The organism is Solimonas sp. SE-A11 (genome assembly GCF_030345715.1).
In the GTDB taxonomy this organism is placed as follows: Bacteria; Pseudomonadota; Gammaproteobacteria; order Nevskiales; family Nevskiaceae; genus Solimonas_A.
This window is the reverse complement of the sequence record NZ_JAUASX010000029.1, coordinates 1-19,167: the sequence shown is the minus strand read 5'-3', so window position 1 is coordinate 19,167 and position 19,167 is coordinate 1. Positions and strand designations below refer to the sequence as shown.

Here is a 19,167-nt window from a genome sequence, read left to right as displayed (position 1 = left end):
ACCAGGCTGGACGGATTCCCCGCGTCTAACGCCTACGGCGTCTCAAAGGCCGCAGTGATCATGCTGACCCGTACCCTGGCCTGCGATCTGGCGCGCTATTCGTTACGAGTCAACGCCGTGGCCCCCGGATTCATCGAGGCCCCCATGGCGAGCCGCCTGAGTGATCGGGCTGATATCTCCGAGGAAGCCTTCCGGCGTCGAACGCCGCTGGGCCGCTTGGGGCAGGTAGACGAAGTAGCGCGCGTCGTGGCCTTTCTCGCTTCGGGCTGGGCTTCGTATGTAACATGAGCTGTACTGCCGGTGGATGGCAGGTGCACAGCGTTCGGGGGACTGGGTGACGCGTCGCCAGCATCTCGCGTACCTGGTAGCTCCTAGCCTGAAGGGATGTGGTCTGCCCCAATGAGCGCTGGATCCATCAGCAGCTTTACACCCTATTCGTTGGCCCAGATGATTAATGGAGCACCAGGCGAGGTAACGCCCGAGGTTCTCACTAAGGTGTTTGTCGAAGGATGATAAACATATTGCTCAAACAGGCGCATGCGGCTGACAGGCAAATTTTCCCTCTTCGTCAGCTTTGAAAGAACCGTTACAGACTCGGGGCATGGGTACTTGCGAACCAGTTCTATCGCCTCCTGCAGGATATCCTCTGCTTTTGGCAGGTTCGCTCTTACAGCAGTCTGCGCAAAAAAAGTCGCGCATAACCCTTTGAGAGCATTACGCCCTGTTCTCTCAAAGTCATGCATAGCATCTCGATAAAGAGATTCGCCGTGTTCGTAGTCACCTGCGAGAATGCTTAGCATTCCATAGGTTGAGTATATGAACGGTAGAGCAAGATTCCTATCGAGTTGAACTGCACGCCTTCCAGCGGCAGCTGATGCCTCGAGATCACCCAGAAGTGCATGAAGGTAGCAGGCGTTAATAAGAAGACCAACTTCGTTTGGATCCGCCCGAAGACCAACTTTAGCCACTTCGAGCGCGCGTTGGGGATCTTCGTTGTACACATAAACACTGCTTAAAAATTGCGCAGGCCGACTTGAGAACGGCTCTTCGCAGAGCCATGCCTGCGCTGACTTAATTGCAGCCGAATGCTGGCCGCGGGACGCGGCAACGAGGGCGTTGGCCTCATGTGTTGCCTCAATCACCTGAATTAAACCTTGAGTATTCAGCGAGATGTTGAGGTCTCTCTGATCGGTAACGATCTGGGCGGCGACGTTGTCGTTCGGAGCTAATACTGCTTTGGTAAAGGAGCGCCGAGCCTCCTTAGGATGCCCAGCACTCAACTGATGAGATGAAATGGCCGCTGCCAATTCCGCTATGTGTCTATCAGGGAATCGTCCCGAATCGATGACCTTCTTAGCAGCCCCATAGAATTTCGGCTTAACTCCAGCTACATCAGCAAGGGCAAGTTCACTTGCCATTAACCATGGATTTAACTTCGTTGAAGGATGGCTCGCAATCAGCGCATGTGCGCGATACTTCTTGTCGACGTGAACAAGGAATCGGGCGACCGTGCGTAACACCAACGGATGATCAGGAAGCATCCCTTGCGCGAGCCTTAACGACTTTTCTGCGGACTTTGTATTCCCTCCAGCAAGTTGGAGTTGAGCAAAGTCGAGCAAAAGCAGGGGATTTTCGGGGTTCGCCTTGAGTAACCTCCGGTGATCTTGGAGGAGTTCCGAAAACGGATTTTTCTTGTCCTCGAGGCATAACGGCGGCTCGACTTCGATGTCGGCATCCGCCGCCACGATTCCCGCTATAGCTCGTTGCGCCGAGGAGAGTGAAACCCCCTTTGAGATTGCCGCCTTCGCAATATCACGAACCGCAGGGACACATTCCGGGAAGACTGAGAATGCCAAGAGGTCGCCAAAGTGTCCCGCCGTCGGATTCTTCTCAAACTGCATTTGAGCAATTTCAAACTCTTCCGCATTTGGTCGAGGAACATCCACAGGCTTTGGTTTGAGCGGCGCAACCTCAGGCGATTGGAGGGACTTTGCCACCGGGCGCCACTTGGGGATCATCCGGCGCTTTGAGAGTGTCGCTTTCATGATTGGTCGTTAGACCTTCTGAATTTTCGCTTTTTGAGCGAGAAGACGTAGTCGACTCCAGATACGATCCATACCAACTTGGCCGGACGCACGAGCGCGTCTGTCGCCACGCTTTTCAGGGCTGGGAGAGGACAGTTGATAAACTATGTTGCATATCTCATCCGCGAACGCTGGCAGGGTCGGACGAAGAAGTGTTTCGACCACCTCTGTTTGAGACTTCGTAAGTGCTGCCTTGATCGTGGAATCGTAACCATTTGCCCACTGACCGGGTTTGAGATTATCCGGAAGCCGATCAATGAGAGCTGCGAGCAGCGGAACCCCGGTGAACAAAAAGAGGGCAAGGCCACCGACCATGAATGCATCCGATGCCTCTCGCTCGTCCTTCCAGTCTGAAGGACGATATCCGTAATAGCGCTCTACAGGAGCATAGGCTTTGGCACCGGGCCAAGGGAGGCTGTTGTATGGCCCCCCTGACTTCCGAACAGCCCGCCCCACATCACCCAGCTTACTGTTCGGAGATCCGTCAACATCGGGCAGTGTAATTACGTTGGAGGGCTTGATGTCTTGGTGCGCAACATCATGTTTGTGCATCTGTGAAACTGCTTGAGCAACATCTCGTAGAACAGCGAGCTTCCAGGAAACTGACGGCGCCGATACTGTGGTTAATTTCTTACGAAGATCACCTTCTCCTCGCTCAAAGATAATGCAGAATACTTGCCGCATTTGATCGCCGTTGAACTGAGGTGGAATAATTTGATCCTTACCAAAGGAACGAACCACCTTGGTCATACCATTCTTTGTGCAGAAATCGGCAATTTCAGACTCGTATCTGGCCAAGTTGACCAGATCACCAAATGCGGACAATGGATCCGGCTCATTAAATGCAGCCACAAAATCGATGGCCTTAACGAAGGCCGTTTCCTTCCCATTGGTTCCGTCTCGCTCGGCGAGATAGCTGACGCCGAAGGTGCTACCTGTAATCCCCGGCGGAATCTGCTGCGTGATCTTCCATTGGGTATTAGGCAAGGTCAGCCCAAGAAGCAGGTACGCAGGATCAATGAAAGATGCAGCGGCACTCATTACTAGATCCCCTGGTTTAATGCATTGATTTCGTCTAGTCACTAAAAGCTATATTTCTGGCTGGTTGATGGCAACCCCACAGAATTGCCCCGTTGATCCACTGCCCACTGCTCCTCTCTTTGGAAGCATGCATTTGGAAGTCTGGCAATCTCAATACCTGGCCAAATTGGCGAATTGCAGTCAGGGCAGCAGAGAATTCTGCTCTATCAAGCCTGAAGACGGCCGTTGATCGATCCGATCTTCTAGCAAGGGATAGTCTTCTCGCCCCTTGAGGATAACCAGCCGAGAGAGATCGGCGGGCTTGCAGCGAAGCAATTCCATCCGTGCGGCATCTTCGCCCGATGCCAGCAGCGCATTCGCACTGATCTTAGGCTCCTTCTTTTCCAGATCGCGTGCGGTCGGGCATGGCACCGCCAAAAGCCTGCCGTACTCAAGCGCAGCCCGCGACGCATGCAAGCTTCCACCGTGCAGGTCCGACTGCACCATTACGACAGCCTGTGCCAGGCCAGCCTGAATGCGATCGCGCTTAACGAAATTGTGCCGTGAGGGCTCCACCCCGAATCCATACTCGGTAACCAATGCGCCGCCAGAATCGAGGATTTCGCGTGCCAGACGATCATGCTGCTTGGGAGCGACAGTCTGCAGACCATGCGCAAGAACCGCGATTGTATGGCCACGAGTTGCAACCGCCGAAGCGTGGGCGACAGCATCGAGCCCCAGCGCCAAGCCGCTAACGACGCTCCAGTTCTGAGTGACAAAAAACTCGGTAAGCCTCTTGCAGATTGTTCGGCCGTTTTCCGTCGGCTCTCGCGTGCCAATGATCGCGAGGGACTTCTCTTGCTCGATATGCAGCGTGCCGCGAACGAACAGGAAGAAAGGCCGATCAGGCGTTCCTCGCAGCAAGGTTGGATATGCAGACTCCAGCGAGCAAAGAATCCTCGCCTGCATTTTGTCGGCCTGGTCCAGGTCCTTTCGGGCCGCCTGCAGAGATTCAGACCAAGACACCGGTCCCGTCAGCGCCTTCTTCAGCGCGGAGCTCAGTACCGATAGCTCATCAATTGAATGCTCTGCGAGTGAGGGCACGCGAGCCAGCTTTTCGAGCGTGGCCGGGCCAACCCCGCGGAGCTTGCTGAGCGCTAGCAGATGCAGCTTGTCGACCTCTCGAAGCATCATCCCAGGCTCACCGCTTGAGCCAGGGCCAAACAGCTCACATCGGAAGCTCCCGCTTGCCGCAAGTACTCGTTTGCGTAGAACATCGTTGCGCCGGAAGTAACGACATCATCAATGACCACGACATGCCTTCTTAAAGCGATGTCGGGCGTCGCAACTTGCAGATTGTCGCGGACGTTATCAAAACGCTCCTTGCTTCCCAAATGCGCGCCATGATGTGACAGCGCGCCATTGCCGTAGACCAGAAGTTGAGGCGCGTAAGTCAGATCTATTCGGTCGGACCAAGGATTGGCATTGAGATAGGCCTGCAGTTGGCCGAGGAAAATTTCCATGCGAGGGGTGCGACCAGGCTTGGCGGGTATCACCGCTATGACCGCCCTGGTTCTGCCGAAGAGGAGCCTTCCCGGAAGGATCTCCTTCATGGCCTCTCGCACGGCAGCAACCCAAGCCGGCGGAAAGTCGTCGGCATCCTTGTGCGCATGAATCTCTGCAGTAAGCTGATGCCAGTTGCGCCTGGGCGCAAGCTCCTGGTAGTCGGAAAACAGACGCCCCAGCGTCAATACTGGAACGAAGCTCCTGTCCTCGTTGTGATTGTTGAAGTGATTGATGGGTTGCGTTCGGGACGGCGAACCTGGGGGAGGATCGCCACCAAAGGCAGAGTACTTCTCAAGTAATGGCAAGTGGCGGTGAGGCCATTCAAGGACCGTATTTAGCTCCTCAGGCGAGTCCGCAATGGCATCAGGCAATTGATTCACCGCCTTATAGCGCTGCCCATCCCAATCAGCTCTGCTTGGCGGCCAACAGGCTCTAAATAGAACCGCCCAGCAGCCCGCCCGGTACGCCGAATAGATGTCTTTCCAACTATCGCCAATGACGACCACTCGCCGGAAGTCTTGAATACCAAGCTCCGCGCGAGCCCGATTGATCCCATCAGCAAAAGGCTTGGTGTGCTGAACGTCCTCGAACGCAACAATCACGTCCCAGTTCACGTCTGGGTAGTAGTGCCCAAGAAGAGTTTCGGCGTAGCACCGCGGCGAGGTCGTAAAGACGCCAATCCTCGGGGCATCATGAGACTCACAAATGGACTCGATCGTCGCGCCAGAGATCATGGTACGGTCGCCGCCATTGGCCGCCGCTAGCAAGGACTCCTTGTACTCGACCGTGCTGACGCCGACGTTCTCCTTCCCCCGGAAGCGGGCAAGGTCACCCGTTCGCAGAAGGCAATCGTCGAGGTCAAACAGGATCAGGTCAAAGTCTTGCACCGTTCAAGCCCTACCCCCGAATTCGCAACCCTGAATACCAGTCGGGCCATCCGTGCCCACGCAGGCGCTCAGGCGATCTTCAGCAACCCCAGTCGCTTCAAGCGGATCAGCATGGCCTGCTCGCTAACGCCGAAGGCGCGGGCACAGGCGGACACCTCTTCCTCGTCATGGAAGGACAAGCGCGCGCGCTTTACGAAATTCTCAACCAGCGTCTTCGGCATCAACATCTCGGCCGCGAAGTTGTTGGCTTCGATTTCCTCGACCGCGCTGGTCGATTGAGACGAACTGCGAAGATAAACACTTTCATCGACTTTCGAGATCGTCGGGAACTTCCGATCTAGGAACAAGCGATCGGAGCTCGCATGCAGCACGTAATGGCCGATCTCGTGGGCCATGGTGAAGCGCCGGCGGTTGAGATGCTGGGATTTGTTGATCACGACGGATCCACGCCCCCCCTTGACGACCAGGAACCCAGAGACGTCGTCGTCCAGTATCTGCTGCGACACCGATAGATTCAGGGCAGCGGCTACGGCGTCAACGTTGACGGGCACGGATAGAAGCCCCAGCTCAATCAGCAGAGCTTCGGGCTTTTTGGGAAACGTGTGCATGGGATTTATTGGGTGTCAGCGAGATTCAGGGTGGCCACGGCGTTGGCCACGCTCTCGGGAACGTCGTAGTCGACCCCGGAGATTCCCATCTTGACCGTCTTCACGGGCGCCACGCCACGCGGAGTCTCCGGCAGCAAGTCGTTGGCGTCGATGTTCAGGACCGACGCAATAGAGAACAGGGTGTGCAGCGGAAGCCGCTGGTTTCCCAGCTCGATGTTTGCGATCGACGAGCGCTCGAGTCCCACCCGCTTCGCCAACTGGTCCTGAGTCATGGACCTCAGCTTTCGCGTTTTGCGGATCCGCTCACCGACCGCAACGTAGAGCTCACGCTCAATGATCATGTCAACACCTTAGGGCCAATGGATACCGTAATGACCATACCGGCGCCAGCAAATATGCAATGGAGGAGACTGTAGCCTAATTACGGAAGTCCGTATAAGTACCGTCAGTCGGAAAATCTATAAATGTGAGTAATACACACATCGCGTTTACCCCCTTGACATGCTCGAACACGGGGCTTACCTTGCGCATACCTCCGGGGGACCGGGGGCAGCGAGCAAAGGAGGTATTGGGGTAGAAACAAAAAAGGCAGACCCTTTGAGGAGCCTGCCCGAATGTGCGCGGCGTGAAAACCGCAGTACTTAGCTATCAAAAGGTTAACGTACGCGCACACTTCGGTCAAGTCTTTTCACGGGTTCTGCCGCCTCGAGATTGAGTTTGCTCATTTTTCTCAATGCGACAAAAGGTACCCAAACGTGAAAAACGTTACCGAAGTAGATGTCATCGTCACTGGCCACCGCGTGAAGATCGCGGCCGGCCTCGTCAAGGGCTCGGAACTGCGCGCCGCCGGCCGCGTCCCGGAGGGGCAGCAGCTCCTTCTGGAGGTGAAGGGCGAGATCGACGTTCCCATCACCAACACCGACCTGGTGCCGATCCGCGGCGGCGAGGAGTTCTCGGTCAGCAGCAAGCAGCTGCCCGATAACCCCGACCGCATCTGCCCCATCGAGGTGAAGGTCAACCACAAGGAGGTGCCGGTCTCCAAGGCCAAGCTCACCACCGCCGAAATCCTGGCCCTGCACGGCCCGGACTCCGACGGCTCGATGATCACCCTGGACATCGACCACCTCGCGGACGAACCGGTGCCCACCGGCTCCCGCATCGTGCTGGTGAAGTGCATGCAGTTCCTGGTGACGCCCTGCGGCAACGTGGGCTACACCGGCCTGCAGGTGCAGTTCGCGGAACTGAAGCTGCACTACCCGAAGGCGTCCCTGGTCGGGCTGGGCGGCAACAGCATGGTGCTGGTGCCGGATTTCCCGCTGCGCCAGGGTTGGTCGGTGGAAAAGGTCGAGCTGATGTACCTGGTGCCGGCGGGCTTCCCCACCGGCGCGCTCGACATGTTCTATGTCGACCCGCACCTGTCGCTTGCCGACGGCCGCCAGCCGGCTAACGCCGACACGGTCGAGCAGCACGGCGGCAAGCCCTGGCAGCGCTTCTCGTGGCACTACCAGCGCCCCTGGAAGCCCGGCCGCGACACCCTGCTGTCCCACCTCGACTTCTGCCGCTCCCGGCTGCAGATGTTGAACTAACCGAGGAGGCGCTAATGAAGACCCGATTCAAGATGCTCGGGTCCCATTGGCGCCAACTCGCTGGGCTGTTGGGAGATACCTCCACCGAGCAGGCTTGCTTCCTGCTCACCAGCTCAGCGGTTGGCGTCGATGAGACCATCCTCACCGTCCGCGACATCATCCCCCTCACCGAAGACGACTTCGCGGTCAAGGAGTACGACCTGCTCAGCGTTGCGGCCCCCGCCATGCTCCGCGCCTTCCGCAAGGCGCAGCGCACCGGCTGTGGCATCTGCATGGTCCACACCCACCCCATGGCTGCGGCGGAGGTCTGCTTCTCGGTGGCCGACGACATCGGCAACCGAGCGACCTTCGACTACTTCTGCAAGATGCTGCCCGACAGGGTCCACTCCTGCCTGGTCTGGAACGCCTCGCTGTCGGCAGTGCAGGGGCGCGTGTATACCGATGGCCTGACCTGGCAGCTCATCAGCCAGGTCGAGGTCATCGATGATCACGTCCGCCGCGTGCTCACCGACCGTGCGCGCCCCCGGACCGGTGCCGCCGGCGAGGCCTACAAGCGCCAGGTGCTGTTGCTCGGCGCCCAGGGTCAGCAGTTGCTGCACGGCCTGCGCGTCGTGGTCGTCGGCGCCGGCGGTCTCGGCTCCATGGTGGCCATGACGCTCGGCCACAGCGGTGTGGGCTGGCTCGGCCTGGTGGATCCGGACATCCTGGACGTCCACAACCGGCCGCGTCAGGTGGGCTCCCGCGACGAGGATATCGGCATCGCCAGCAAGGTCGCCGTGATGGCGCGCTACCTCGCCACCGCCGCTCCGGACACCCGGGTGCAGACCTGGGCCACGCAAGTTCAGGCGGAGGACCTGCGGTCGGCGCTGGTCAGCGCGGATCTGGTGGTCTGCACGACCGACAGCGACTCCTCGCGCGCTCACCTCAACGAGATCTGCCAGCGGCACCTGATCCCGCTGCTGGACCTCGGCGTGGAGTTCGACGCAGACCCGACTGACGGCCACATCCGCGGCGACATCGGCAAGATCAACCTGATGCTGCCGGGCACGCCGTGCCTGCTCTGCACCGGGCACCTCAACCCGATGAAGATCGCCTGGGAGTCCCTGCCCCAGACGACGCGCGAGAACCAGGTGCGCGACGGCTACGTGCGCAACTGGCATCTGCCGCAGCCGAGCATGATGCCCTTCAACGGCTCGGTCGCGGCCCGCGGGGTGCAGTTGCTGCTCGGCTACATCACCGGGCTGATCCCCGCAACGCCGGATGCCTACGAGCGCTACACCTTCCTCAACGGCAACGGCCTGCGGCACCACTCCATGGTCCGCAAGCGCGGCGAGCCCGACTGCATCATCTGCTCGCCCAGCCAGGGGTTGGTCGGTCACGGCGCGACGGACCCGACGCCGATGGCGGCCAAGCTGCTCGCGACCTAGTCGGCGCCACCTTGTAGCGCCGCCCTCCTCGGGGCGGCGCTACCTTTCTTCGACTCTCAACACGGGGCTTGAGAAGCCCCGATAGGGCAATCATGTCCAGAAAAAACCGCGACCCCTTTTCCCGCCTGAAGCAGGGCGCCGGCCAGGGCACTAAGGGCGACTACGTTTCTCCGATCCATGCGAGGGACTTCTCCTCCCGGGGGCAGGCCTCGCGAATGCGAAGCCACGAGCACGAGCGAGAAGTACAAACCTTCTCGGGTTGCGAGTCCTCGCTGTATCCGCACTTGGCGTTCTATCCAGATTTTATCGATGTCCGAGAGCAGTTCATCCACACGCCGGTAACCGAGACCCTCACGATCTGTCTGATGCTGGGGATCCGGCACCCCCAGACCCGCGGCACGCTGTTCCCGATCTCCACCGACTTCGTGGTCACCCGCCGTAACGAGCAATTGCTGGCCATCGAGGTCAAATCGGTCCCGGAAGAACAGCTAAACGAGCGCGAGCAGGCCATCCACATGGTCCGGCGCATATGGTGGGAAGCGATCGACGTTCCATATCGCCTGATCCACACGGGCCTGATCGACCGAACGGTAAGCAACAACATTAACACCATCCAGCAGCATTGCTGGCAGTACGAACAGTCCGTGGGCATCGAGCCCAAAGCCTTCACCGAGGCCTTGCTGCGCGTGCATCAGCTCGATGTGCCGCTGTCCAATCTGCTCGATGTCCTGCAAAAGGATCAGTATCGGGGTTACACACGTCAGCAGCTGCTGCGGGCACTTTCGTATGCCATTAGGAAGCATCAACTGTTCGTAGACTTGCGTCTCCGGATTGCACCGCTCTTCCCGCTGTACCTGGTCAACCGCATCGAGGAATCGGCGAACTGGCCATGGTGAATATCAACATGGTCCTGGTGCCGGAGGAAGAATCAACCATCCCGTTCTGCCGGATCGTCCACCTTGAGAGGGACAGCAGCGGCGAGCATGTCGCGTGGATATTCCGTCTAGAGGGCAAGGGATGCCCACCGGAACGATTTTCCCTGTCACTGATCACGCGAGAGATTCAGGCCTCGTTGGTCCACGTCAAAACTTGGGTGCCGCCCACTGCACTCTACTCTGAAAGTGAGTTGACCCCCTTCCAGATCAGAAGCCGCGACCGCGCCAGTGCGATCCTGAACGCCCTCAAGGATAGGGCGAAGACCACAAATCTGGCCCCTCTATTGCACAAATCCTCTCGCGGTCCGCTCGTCGCATTTGTCGCCTCTGATCAGGCCATCGATCCAAAGACCGTCTACGAAGCGATGTACCGGTATTGGCGGAACGGCATGACCGAAGCCGCACTGATTCCCGCGATTGGCACCAAGACCCTGGGACGCGGGGCAAAAGAAGGGGAGAAGCGGCGAGGCCCCAAGATTGCAGGCGCATCGCCCTTCGCGCTCTCCGATAAGGTTCGCAAGACCATGGATGCTGCCATTCTGCGGTCCGCGCGCGCCGGAGGGTCGCGAGAATACATTTATAACCAAGTAAAGATTGCACTCTGCGAGAAGACGGTAGATGCAGCTGGCCGATCAGTACTCTTGCCCCCGGACCCAGCTCATGACATCAGCCTTGAGCAGTTCCGTTATGCCTTTAACAAGCTCAACAAGTCCGGACAACTAGATCGGAAGCTTGCCGGCGCCGCCAAGTTCGATCTGGAGCACTCCAGCTCACTACATGCCGCCCACGAGCAGCATGCGGGTCCCGCGGCCGAATATCAGATGGACGATTCCGGCACCCAAATCGAGGTCGTGAATGTTGCCGGTGAACCCATCGGCGCGGCCTTCATCATCTTGGTCATTGATACGTGGTCAAACATGATCTGCGGGTTCCACTTGGATCTCGGCACCGCGTCGGAGGAGTCTTATGCCCTAGCCTTCTACAACTCGATCATTGACAAAGTAGCGTTCTGTGCATTTTACGGGATCAAGATCGATCCTTCGGAATGGCCAGTATCCGGGACACCTGTCAGATATCTCAGCGACAATGGCTCGGCTTATCGCAGCAATCGGACAAGCTCTTACGTCATCAGCCTGCCAATCAATCTGAGCAACGCCAAGGCCCGGGCTGGCTATGCCAAAGGTGATGTGGAAAACATCATCGGGGTCATCAAGTCCCGCCTATTCCGTTACATCGCCGGCCATCGTCCGAAGTCAGGAAAGATGCGCGGCACGGGTAACCCCAAGAAGCGCGCGGTGTACACCATCTACGAATTGCGCGTCTTGGTCATCCGCTGGATCTTGAGCGAACTCCAGCGCCCGATGCCAAGACGCGCAGTGCCTGTCATCGCACAGATGAACAAAGTCAGAGCCACCCCACTCGACCTATGGAACTGGGGCTGCGAAAACCTGACCGCCCCGCTACAGGCTCTCCCCGAGGAGCAACTTTGGGTTCATTTGCTCCCTGAAGTCGAGGCACGGATTACCAGGGAAGGAATTTCCTACAGGAAGTTCCACTACACCTGTGACGAGTACGTACGCGACAGGCGCTTCCAGTTCGCCAAGGATAAGACCGAACTGGTGAAAGCCCGCTCCGATCCCTCTCGGCCCGATCTCCTGTACGTGCAGGACAAGAGAGCCGGCAAGTTCATCACCTGCCGTCGCATCGATCTAAGCAGCGATATGCACCAATGGACCTATGCGGACTCGGAGTCCATGGACGAAAGCGCCAATGCGGAACGCCGAAAAGTAAGAAAGGAGCAAGAACTCAAGCGGGCGCAGTTAATACACGACCTCGACGAGGCGAATCGCACCGCTCGCCGGCGCGCCAAGGACCGTGGGTCCGTACCGCAAAGCGCGCAAAGTGTTGCAGAAAAACGTGAGGAAGAGCAGGGACGCCTCCGCGAGAGTGATATCGAAGCAGCACGCTCTGGCATGGGTTCGGTCGACGCCCCCGATGAGGGCACTCAGGATTTGGCCCAGAAGCCGGGGCGAAAGTCCCAAGCCAACTTACTGTCCTCCTACATCGAGGATGAGATCAGCTCCATTCTCCGGGAAATCAAAGCATGACTAGCAATAATCTTCTGCTCAAACACCTTCCTAAAACACTAAGCCGGATGGAATTTTTCAAGAACTCCGCCGCGATTCCCGTTGCTACCGAGAAGGATCGCAACGCTCCGATTGAAGAACGCATGATGAAGCTCATTGCCAATCTGGATTCGTTCTATCCACGCAAAGAGCTGTATCCCCTTTATCTGGCCATTGATGGCCACATGCGGAACGGGTATCTGATCCGCAGCAAGGAGTTGCTACATAACGGCATGCCCGTTCTAGGCGACTGGTCTCAGACCGACTTCGAGCGAGCGTTCAAGATAGCTCTGGCCGCGATTGACTACCAAACCGACGAGCACGCCATATTGTTCACCGGGGCTGCGGGAAGCGGAAAATCGAGCGGGATGGAGAAGATCCAGTCTCTGTACTCAAGGACCATCGATCATGCACGCTTGAGCGCAGGAAAGGTTCCACTTCTCCAGATCCCTATTCTCTACGTTCGCTGCATGGGCAGGGTCACCCCCCGCGCCGTAGCAATGGGATTTTTCGACGCTCTCCGCAAGATAGTCGGCCCTGAGTTCGTGGCTCACTACCACGAAAGACGCTCGGTGTACGCGCTATACGCCGGTATCGCGCTGCTCTGCAATTTGTTTGCCATCGGCATGGTCATGTGGGATGAATTTCAGGATGTCCTGCAGGCCAAGGGCGCGGAGCCTCGGACCATCCTGAATCTCATGTTGGCTTCGATCTCGGTATCCAAGACCCCCATGCTGATCTGCGGTACTTACCACACCTATGACCTATTTACTCGGGATGTACGTGCGGGCCGCAGATTTGCCGCCGGTGATTTCCGCCTGCATCGCATGCGGAATCCCAAAGCAACGGAGTGGGAGGATCTCTGCAAGGTGCGCTGGAGCTATCAGTTGGTAAAGCACCAGGCCGAACTCACTCCCGATCTGGTCGAACTTCTTTATCTGTACAGCCAGGGGCTACCAGCCTTCTTGAATGCAGTGATGATCACCAGCCAGCGGGTAGCGATGGAGAACGAGAGCGAAATCCTAAACTCCGAGAATATCAAGGAGGGCTTCAGGAGGGCCGGCCTGATTCACGGGGCGGTGTACGCGCTGAAGTCGGGTGACTTGGCCGCACTGCAGAACTTTCCTGACATCTGGCACCCGGACCTTATGACTGATATCGATGATCTGATGAAGAGGGCGGAGGCAAAAAGTCAGGCTAACAAGGGGAGGTTTCGCTAGTGGGCGGAGAACTCAGCTACTTCCCCCGCATCTATCCGGGGGAGATGCCACAGTCGGCACTTGCCCGTCTGGCTTTTGCTCTGGACCTGCCCGCGCCCGTGACTGCCTATAAGATGATGGGACTCGGTGACGCTCAGTGGCATCGGCAGCGAGTTCTTCCACCCCGCTTGCCCGAGTTCGCAGAGGCGCTCCCTTCGCATCATCGCCAGAAGTCCCTGGCTGTGCTGATAGACCAGCACACCCTTTTCCCTGCTCTGACCTATTTCCTAGACCCCGAGGTCAGAAGTCGATGCCGTAAATACTACGAGTCGGGCACCCACCATTCCCAGATCCTGAGCGCATTCGGAACTTCAAGACTCTACCTTTCGGCGGAATCGCGTGCTTGGAGGTATTGCGAAGAGTGTGCGCTGGAGGATCGCGAGGATTTCGGTCGCAGCTATTACCATCGAGAGCATCAGTTCCCAGGAATTTGTGTGTGTTGGCGCCACAATCGCTCTCTGGTGTCTCAGTGCCAACAGTGCCACATGATCTCAGGGTCCACAGGCTTTCCGCTTGCGCCTCGTTCCAGGTGCACTAAAGGCAACCACAACACACCGACTTACTTAGTTCCTCCAGGGCTTCCTCCCTTCGAAGCGAAGCGCATTTCCATCGCGATCGCCCATATGTGCAACCAAGCGCCGCGCCTGACCCCTGAGGCTTGGACCGAGAACATGCGCAAGGCCCTCATCGAGCAGGGGCTCCGCCGCGGTGGTCACCTCTGTTACCACGCACTGAACCAGGCTCTGGCCAGACGGTACGGAGGCTCGCTCCAGAAGTGGCTGTTCGACGCGCGCGGCCTCTCGGCCGCCGGGTTCAACTGGCCTCGAAACGTGCTCAATGAGCCTCAATACGCGAAACACCCTTTGCTGAAGGTGTTGCTTACCCTGCTGGTTAGCGATTCCATTGGCGCATTCGAATCCACCGCGCTGGATTCGCCGATCGGCCAAAGCTCGGAGACAGCTCACCAGGATCGTTGGGCCCCCGAATGGGTTCATGCCTTACGATTGAAGGCGGATCATGGCGAATCCGCCGCAGCCATCGCACGGAGCCTGCAGGTCCCGCTGCCTGAGGTTAGGTTCTTCGCCGCGCGACTAGGCGTAATCTTCCTCCGGAAGGAGCCATCGGCAGTGCTGCTCAAGCGATCGGTTGATCGCGTCCTGGCGGGGGCATCACTCAACCGGGAGCGCCTGAGGATCAAGGTCTCCACCGACCGCCTGCTCAACGAGGTCGCCAAGGTGGACATCGAATTTGCCGAGCAGATTCGGCAAAAGCTTCACGGTGATACACAAGCACGCTATCGCGCTTTGCTGGAAACAGCCGTAGCCGAACTGGATTCCTTGACGCAAATCCAGGGGAAGCATGGCACTGCTTTCAACTGGCTAGGCAGTCATGATCGTGAGTGGCTTAAGGAGGTGACCGCTCCGCTTCGCTGCCGCAGGGCGCAGAATCCGCCTCGGAACCTTCCGAGAACCGACGACGTGCAAAGCGCCGAGAGAGTGCTTCTGGCTGCCGCAGAGATGCAGCGACTGTCGGACTACCCAAGAATCACCAGCACGAACCTGTTCGATGCAGCCGGTCTTCGCTCCATGGTTCGCAAGAGCCCTTCGCGATTTCCCCTAACCCATGAGGCCATACTAGCGAACGTCGAAAGCACAGCAGACTTCGGACGACGGCAGCTGACCCTGGTGGTCGCAGAACTAGCGAAATCGTCGCGGGTGATCCGGCGATCGGCAGTACTGCAGCGCTATCAGATCCCTGCCTGCCTGAAGGCTTCAAGAGACCAGATCATCCGCGAGATCGTCGAGGCGGCGGGATTACAGTTCGTTGACGAATGAATGTGCTGTTTTCAGTCAACAACACATTGCAGGCCCAGTTCGCGGGCCAAGCCTCGAATCACGTCAGCGCCTACTGTCCGCGAACGGGCGGCCGGGCCGCCCGAAAAGTCTCCGCGGTCCGCCATTCCTCCTCAGTGAGCCAAACCAGGTCCCTTTGCGTCAAAGGCACGCTCGGATACTCCGTAACGGACAGCTCCGGATCTAGCCGAGGATCCGCAACCTGCCAGTAGCTTCCCTTCAACAAATCCAGCATCGTCAGCCGGCCATCGATCATGCCAGCTCCGGTATCGAGGTAGACACGATTGCCGGTAGACAGAGGATGTCCTGACCTAAGCGTGGTGTGCCCAGACAACAGCAGATCGATGCCCGCCACAGGCTGGTTCGCCAGGGCGTGACGATATCGGTCCCGGGCGGAGTATGCCGTGATCAAATCACCTTTTATGTCCGGCAATGATGCCAGGGCGGCCGAGACCATCGGTGCTCGGTCCCACAGGAGATCGGCTTGGACTCCTCCGCGATTCTTGTCGAACAGCCGGCTGTCGCGCTCGATCATGCCCTGTACGTCCAACCACGACCATTCGATTGGCAAGCCGGCGTGAACGATGCCGACACGGCGGCCGTCGGACAGGGTGAACTCCAACGCCAATGGCAATCTGTCCAGAATTTGTTCTATGTGACGCTGATCCTTCCTCCCAGGCCGCAGAGGATCATCTGGACCGTCGTACTCGCAAGCTTGAACCACCAGTCTTCCATCGGCACCAATTTCTCCTCTGTACGCGCCTTGTTGCATAGCCTCATGGTTACCCATGACCGGGAAGAACCAACTTTTCTCTGCCATCTTCAGGCATTCAACCGATGACGGTCCGCGATGAACAAGATCACCAACGGAGAGCAGTCGGTCTCGGCCGGAATCAAAACAAGCCGCCTCCAGCAAGCGGTTGAGCATGGCATAACAGCCATGCAGGTCGCCGATGCAGAAGTCCCTTCCACGGCGATTCTTCGGCAGGGTTACGAAAGGCTTGTCGAACAACATGGGCGCTAATCCGGCATGACGAAAATAGACTCGTCGACACCCCATTGATTCGCGACCGTCTATTCGATGCAAGTGCGCCCTAAATCTTCCCCGGCCTCATGACTTTGATCCTGTTCATTAAACACCTAGGAAGGTGATCTCTTGATGTGACCGTTTCTGCGGGACGTTTGCGCAAGTTCTGTGACCGTTTCTGCGTGCCGAGGTGATGTAAAGTCCACAATGGAAAAGTGTCACTTCAATCGAAGCTCTAAGGCCCCACCGCGGGCTTTCCTCCTGAGCCACGGGGCACATTGGCACGACCCTTTCGAGGCTTGTAGCGGCAGAACGGGAAGTTCGAGCAGGACTCGAACGCTCCATAGCGACCCGTTCGAGGGATGATGACCCCGTGCTTGCAAGCTGGGCATCGTGTTTCCTGAATCACCCCTCCGCCGACGCTCAAGACCTGAACGGCCTTTTCGTCTTCAAGTTCGCGCAAGAAAACCGATCGTTGGCCCTTTACCGTGAACAGGATCACCCTTCGCCGAGCTCGAGTCAGGGCGACATAGAAAAGGCGCCGCTCCTCCCCCAAAGGGAAGGTGTCGCCAGCCGGCATGGCCAAATCCAGAACCGGGTCGTCTGCACGCGCATAGGGAAAGCTACGACCACGGAAGCGACTGACCATTTCCGGCAGGATCACGTAGTCGGCCTCACGGCCTTTGGACCGGTGCATGCTCAGGAAGGACAGATCGATCCAATGCTCGAACTGTGCCCGCCGGGTCGGCAGATATGCGACGTCAGTGTTGTATCGCCCCAGGATGAACACCGAGACCTTGCCATTGCGGCCCGCCGGGACAGTGCCATCGCGCACCCCGTCACAAAGCTGACCAATGAACTGGTCGATGGCGCTAGCCAACCGTTCCCGATGCTCAACTTCAAAGGCCTGCAGGACCGGACCGGCGGAGGGCGTCACCGAGCGGACCCGCTTTGCTATCTGTGCAGGATTCTTGGAAACGAAAGCACTGGAGACATCGCAGAGCTCCTGGGGGCAGCGGAAAGTCTGCTCCAGCTTGAGCACCTGGCCGTGGCCAAACCACTCCCGGAAGCCGGTCATCACCGACACGTCGGCTCCTGCAAATCGGTTGATTGACTGCCAGTCATCACCGACGGCAAAGAAGAATCGTCCGGGCTTCTGCACCATGGCCCGGCAAAGACGGGCTCGGGCACGCGATGCGTCCTGGAATTCGTCCGCCATGACCAGGTGGAAAGGCGCATCGTATCGGCCGCCTTCCAGGTGTCCTGCCGCTTGGTTGAGCATGTCCTCGAAGTCGATTCCGCCTTCCGCAGCCAAAGCCTTGTCCCAGGCCGAAATAACCGGGGCGACGATGCCCAGGAACATCCTGTGGCGATGCTTGGAACCGTCGTCGGGCATGAGTTCGAGCCGCTGGCGCATGTCCTCGACGGTCAGGCTGTTGCTCTTGGTGTGACTGATGAATGCCCGAACCAGTCCAACCAGTTCCACGGCCTCCATGGGCTTCTGACCTTCGCTGGGAATAGGGCGGTCCGGGTTAGGGTCCAGAACGACGCCGCGTGCGGTCAGCTCCTTCTCCAAGCGTTGGTAATCCTGGCCTGATCGGATTCCGTGAGAGGTGGTCTCGAACAGTGAGGTGCCGTGACTGGCGTGCAACTGGCGCTTCCAGCGGACCCCCTCGAGATAGCCCTCGAAGTGCGCCGGTGCCTGTCCGCGGGCATCGAGCGCGAAGTGTTCGTGGTAGAGCTTGATGCCGGGATAGTGGAAGTCGGGCTTGTACTGGCGGTGATCTGCGTTCGCGGTCTTGAGCTCATAGGGCGGCTCGTAGACGTAGTCCACCCCGTTGTAGAAGAGCCAGTTGGCGATCTCGGCCTCCTCCTGGCTGCGAACGCGTTCGCCATTGGCGGTCAGGACGCGTCCATTGCCGTCGGCATCCCAGGCATCGGCAGGCCCCTCGGAACCTAGAGCAGGCAGGCTTTTACCGAAAACGAAGCGGAACAGGTCCCACTGGGTCCGGAACTGCGGTGACCCATCTTTCAGCTGGTCGATGATCTCGGATAGCTTGCGAACCCCGATGGCGGTTTCCATGGCCCAATCCGGGACATCCGGCGTTTCTCCTGTGGCCTTCCCGATAATGCGCAGCCCCAACGCATGGAAAGTCGAGGCCTTGACAGAAATGCCCTCCACGCCCAGCCGCCTCAACGCCTGCGCGGCGCGATCCTGGAGTTCATTCGCAGCTTCCTTGTTGAAGGCCAGCAATACAACCTGCTCGGGTCTCACGAAGCCGCGATGGATCGCGTAGGCGGCCTTGGCCACCATGGTCGAGGTCTTACCGGATCCGGCCGAGGCCACCACCTGTACGCGGTTGTCGAAGCAGATCACCGCGCGAGCTTGCTCTTCGGTCAGAGGCCTGCTCTCGACCCTGTCGAACAGATCCTTACAGGCGACAAGCTCGCTTTGCGTGTGCCGGTCGTTCAGCGCACCCCAGTAGGAAGCCCAATTCGTCGCCCATAGAGCTAGAGACCTCTCGAGAGAACCGGCTTCCTCGCCCAGAATACCCCTGACGATAGGATTTTCCAGGCGCGTGCGCACGCTCTGAGATTCCAGGGCTGGACGAACTGCTTCCAGGGCGTTCTGCGTCTCCTGGGTGACCCAGCGCCTCTGGGATTGCGCGGCTGTTGGCGCGCAGTAAGAATTGACCCACCCAAGAGGCAAGTGCGCACTGAAATTTGACCCACGTTAATCGGTACTCTGGCGATTTTCTCGCCAGGGATGACCAGGAGTGATTAGCGTG

General features: G+C 58.4%; 15 protein-coding genes and 1 pseudogene. 8 read left to right on the top strand and 8 right to left on the bottom strand.

What is annotated here, in order from left to right; all coding sequences use genetic code 11:
* The first annotated feature begins 6 nt into the window (after positions 1-6).
* Positions 7-288, top strand: a complete 282-nt coding sequence (locus QT386_RS21965) for an SDR family oxidoreductase (RefSeq protein ID WP_289275919.1) — start codon at positions 7-9, stop codon at positions 286-288.
* 143 nt (positions 289-431) lie between these two features.
* On the opposite strand, the gene QT386_RS21960 is transcribed toward QT386_RS21965, so the two are convergent.
* The 6 genes from QT386_RS21960 to QT386_RS21935 all read right to left on the bottom strand — a co-directional run bounded on the left by QT386_RS21960 (position 432) and on the right by QT386_RS21935 (position 6,506).
* Positions 432-2,045 (bottom strand): hypothetical protein, encoded by a 1,614-nt coding sequence (locus QT386_RS21960; protein ID WP_289275892.1) that lies wholly within the window; start codon positions 2,043-2,045, stop codon positions 432-434.
* A 9-nt stretch (positions 2,046-2,054) separates the two neighbouring features.
* The gene (locus tag QT386_RS21955; RefSeq protein ID WP_289275891.1) at positions 2,055-3,125 is read right to left on the bottom strand and encodes a lipopolysaccharide kinase InaA family protein; all 1,071 of its coding nucleotides are present in this window, start codon (positions 3,123-3,125) and stop codon (positions 2,055-2,057) included.
* Positions 3,126-3,305: 180 nt separating this feature from the next.
* Positions 3,306-4,298 carry a DNA-processing protein DprA gene (locus QT386_RS21950; protein WP_289275890.1) on the bottom strand — a complete coding sequence of 331 codons (993 nt, stop codon included), beginning with the start codon at positions 4,296-4,298 and terminating at the stop codon, positions 3,306-3,308.
* Positions 4,295-5,557, bottom strand: coding sequence for an HAD hydrolase-like protein (locus QT386_RS21945; protein ID WP_289275889.1), 1,263 nt, complete (start codon positions 5,555-5,557; stop codon positions 4,295-4,297). Before QT386_RS21945 ends, QT386_RS21950 begins: the two co-directional genes overlap by 4 nt.
* A gap of 68 nt (positions 5,558-5,625) precedes the next feature.
* Positions 5,626-6,165: an ImmA/IrrE family metallo-endopeptidase gene (locus QT386_RS21940; protein WP_289275888.1), complete on the bottom strand. Its 540-nt coding sequence runs from the start codon at positions 6,163-6,165 to the stop codon at positions 5,626-5,628.
* A 5-nt stretch (positions 6,166-6,170) separates the two neighbouring features.
* Positions 6,171-6,506: a helix-turn-helix transcriptional regulator gene (locus QT386_RS21935; RefSeq protein WP_289275887.1), complete on the bottom strand. Its 336-nt coding sequence runs from the start codon at positions 6,504-6,506 to the stop codon at positions 6,171-6,173.
* A gap of 414 nt (positions 6,507-6,920) precedes the next feature.
* On the opposite strand from QT386_RS21935, the gene QT386_RS23580 reads away from it, so the two are divergent.
* From QT386_RS23580 to QT386_RS21905, 7 genes and pseudogenes are all read left to right on the top strand, one after another.
* Positions 6,921-7,751: an E2/UBC family protein gene (locus tag QT386_RS23580; RefSeq protein WP_289275886.1), complete on the top strand. Its 831-nt coding sequence runs from the start codon at positions 6,921-6,923 to the stop codon at positions 7,749-7,751.
* Positions 7,752-7,765: 14 nt separating this feature from the next.
* Positions 7,766-9,178: a ThiF family adenylyltransferase gene (locus tag QT386_RS21925; protein WP_289275885.1), complete on the top strand. Its 1,413-nt coding sequence runs from the start codon at positions 7,766-7,768 to the stop codon at positions 9,176-9,178.
* A 92-nt stretch (positions 9,179-9,270) separates the two neighbouring features.
* Complete coding sequence (locus tag QT386_RS21920) at positions 9,271-10,074, top strand: TnsA endonuclease N-terminal domain-containing protein (RefSeq protein WP_289275884.1); 804 nt, start codon at positions 9,271-9,273, stop codon at positions 10,072-10,074.
* Complete coding sequence (locus QT386_RS21915) at positions 10,068-12,221, top strand: Mu transposase C-terminal domain-containing protein (protein WP_289275883.1); 2,154 nt, start codon at positions 10,068-10,070, stop codon at positions 12,219-12,221. The genes QT386_RS21920 and QT386_RS21915 overlap by 7 nt, the downstream gene beginning before the upstream one ends.
* On the top strand, positions 12,218-13,459 hold the full coding sequence (locus QT386_RS21910) for a TniB family NTP-binding protein (protein ID WP_289275882.1): 1,242 nt from the start codon (positions 12,218-12,220) through the stop codon (positions 13,457-13,459). Before QT386_RS21915 ends, QT386_RS21910 begins: the two co-directional genes overlap by 4 nt.
* Positions 13,459-13,947 (top strand): annotated as a pseudogene (locus QT386_RS23575) (TniQ family protein); the annotation flags it as partial. The gene QT386_RS21910 and the pseudogene QT386_RS23575, both read left to right, overlap by 1 nt.
* 222 nt (positions 13,948-14,169) lie before the next feature.
* Entirely contained in the window at positions 14,170-15,333 is a 1,164-nt protein-coding gene (locus tag QT386_RS21905) for a TnsD family Tn7-like transposition protein (protein ID WP_289275881.1), read from the top strand.
* 70 nt (positions 15,334-15,403) lie between these two features.
* Here QT386_RS21905 and QT386_RS21900 read toward each other — a convergent pair whose 3' ends face one another.
* Positions 15,404-16,366 carry a metallophosphoesterase gene (locus QT386_RS21900; protein WP_289275880.1) on the bottom strand — a complete coding sequence of 321 codons (963 nt, stop codon included), beginning with the start codon at positions 16,364-16,366 and terminating at the stop codon, positions 15,404-15,406.
* A gap of 247 nt (positions 16,367-16,613) precedes the next feature.
* On the bottom strand, positions 16,614-18,965 hold the full coding sequence (locus QT386_RS21895; protein WP_289275879.1) for a UvrD-helicase domain-containing protein: 2,352 nt from the start codon (positions 18,963-18,965) through the stop codon (positions 16,614-16,616).
* Positions 18,966-19,167 lie beyond the last annotated feature (202 nt).

Bases quoted from the DNA above. Each gene is read 5' to 3' on its own strand.
- QT386_RS21960 (WP_289275892.1), bottom strand. From the start codon at position 2,045: ATGAAAGCGACACTCTCAAAGCGCCGGATGATCCCCAAGTGGCGCCCG.
- QT386_RS21955 (WP_289275891.1), bottom strand. From the start codon at position 3,125: ATGAGTGCCGCTGCATCTTTCATTGATCCTGCGTACCTGCTTCTTGGG.
- QT386_RS21950 (WP_289275890.1), bottom strand. From the start codon at position 4,298: ATGATGCTTCGAGAGGTCGACAAGCTGCATCTGCTAGCGCTCAGCAAG.
- QT386_RS21940 (WP_289275888.1), bottom strand. From the start codon at position 6,165: ATGCACACGTTTCCCAAAAAGCCCGAAGCTCTGCTGATTGAGCTGGGG.
- QT386_RS21935 (WP_289275887.1), bottom strand. From the start codon at position 6,506: ATGATCATTGAGCGTGAGCTCTACGTTGCGGTCGGTGAGCGGATCCGC.
- QT386_RS21925 (WP_289275885.1), top strand. From the start codon at position 7,766: ATGAAGACCCGATTCAAGATGCTCGGGTCCCATTGGCGCCAACTCGCT.
- QT386_RS21920 (WP_289275884.1), top strand. From the start codon at position 9,271: ATGTCCAGAAAAAACCGCGACCCCTTTTCCCGCCTGAAGCAGGGCGCC.
- QT386_RS21915 (WP_289275883.1), top strand. From the start codon at position 10,068: ATGGTGAATATCAACATGGTCCTGGTGCCGGAGGAAGAATCAACCATC.
- QT386_RS21910 (WP_289275882.1), top strand. From the start codon at position 12,218: ATGACTAGCAATAATCTTCTGCTCAAACACCTTCCTAAAACACTAAGC.
- QT386_RS21905 (WP_289275881.1), top strand. From the start codon at position 14,170: ATGCGCAAGGCCCTCATCGAGCAGGGGCTCCGCCGCGGTGGTCACCTC.
- QT386_RS21900 (WP_289275880.1), bottom strand. From the start codon at position 16,366: ATGTTGTTCGACAAGCCTTTCGTAACCCTGCCGAAGAATCGCCGTGGA.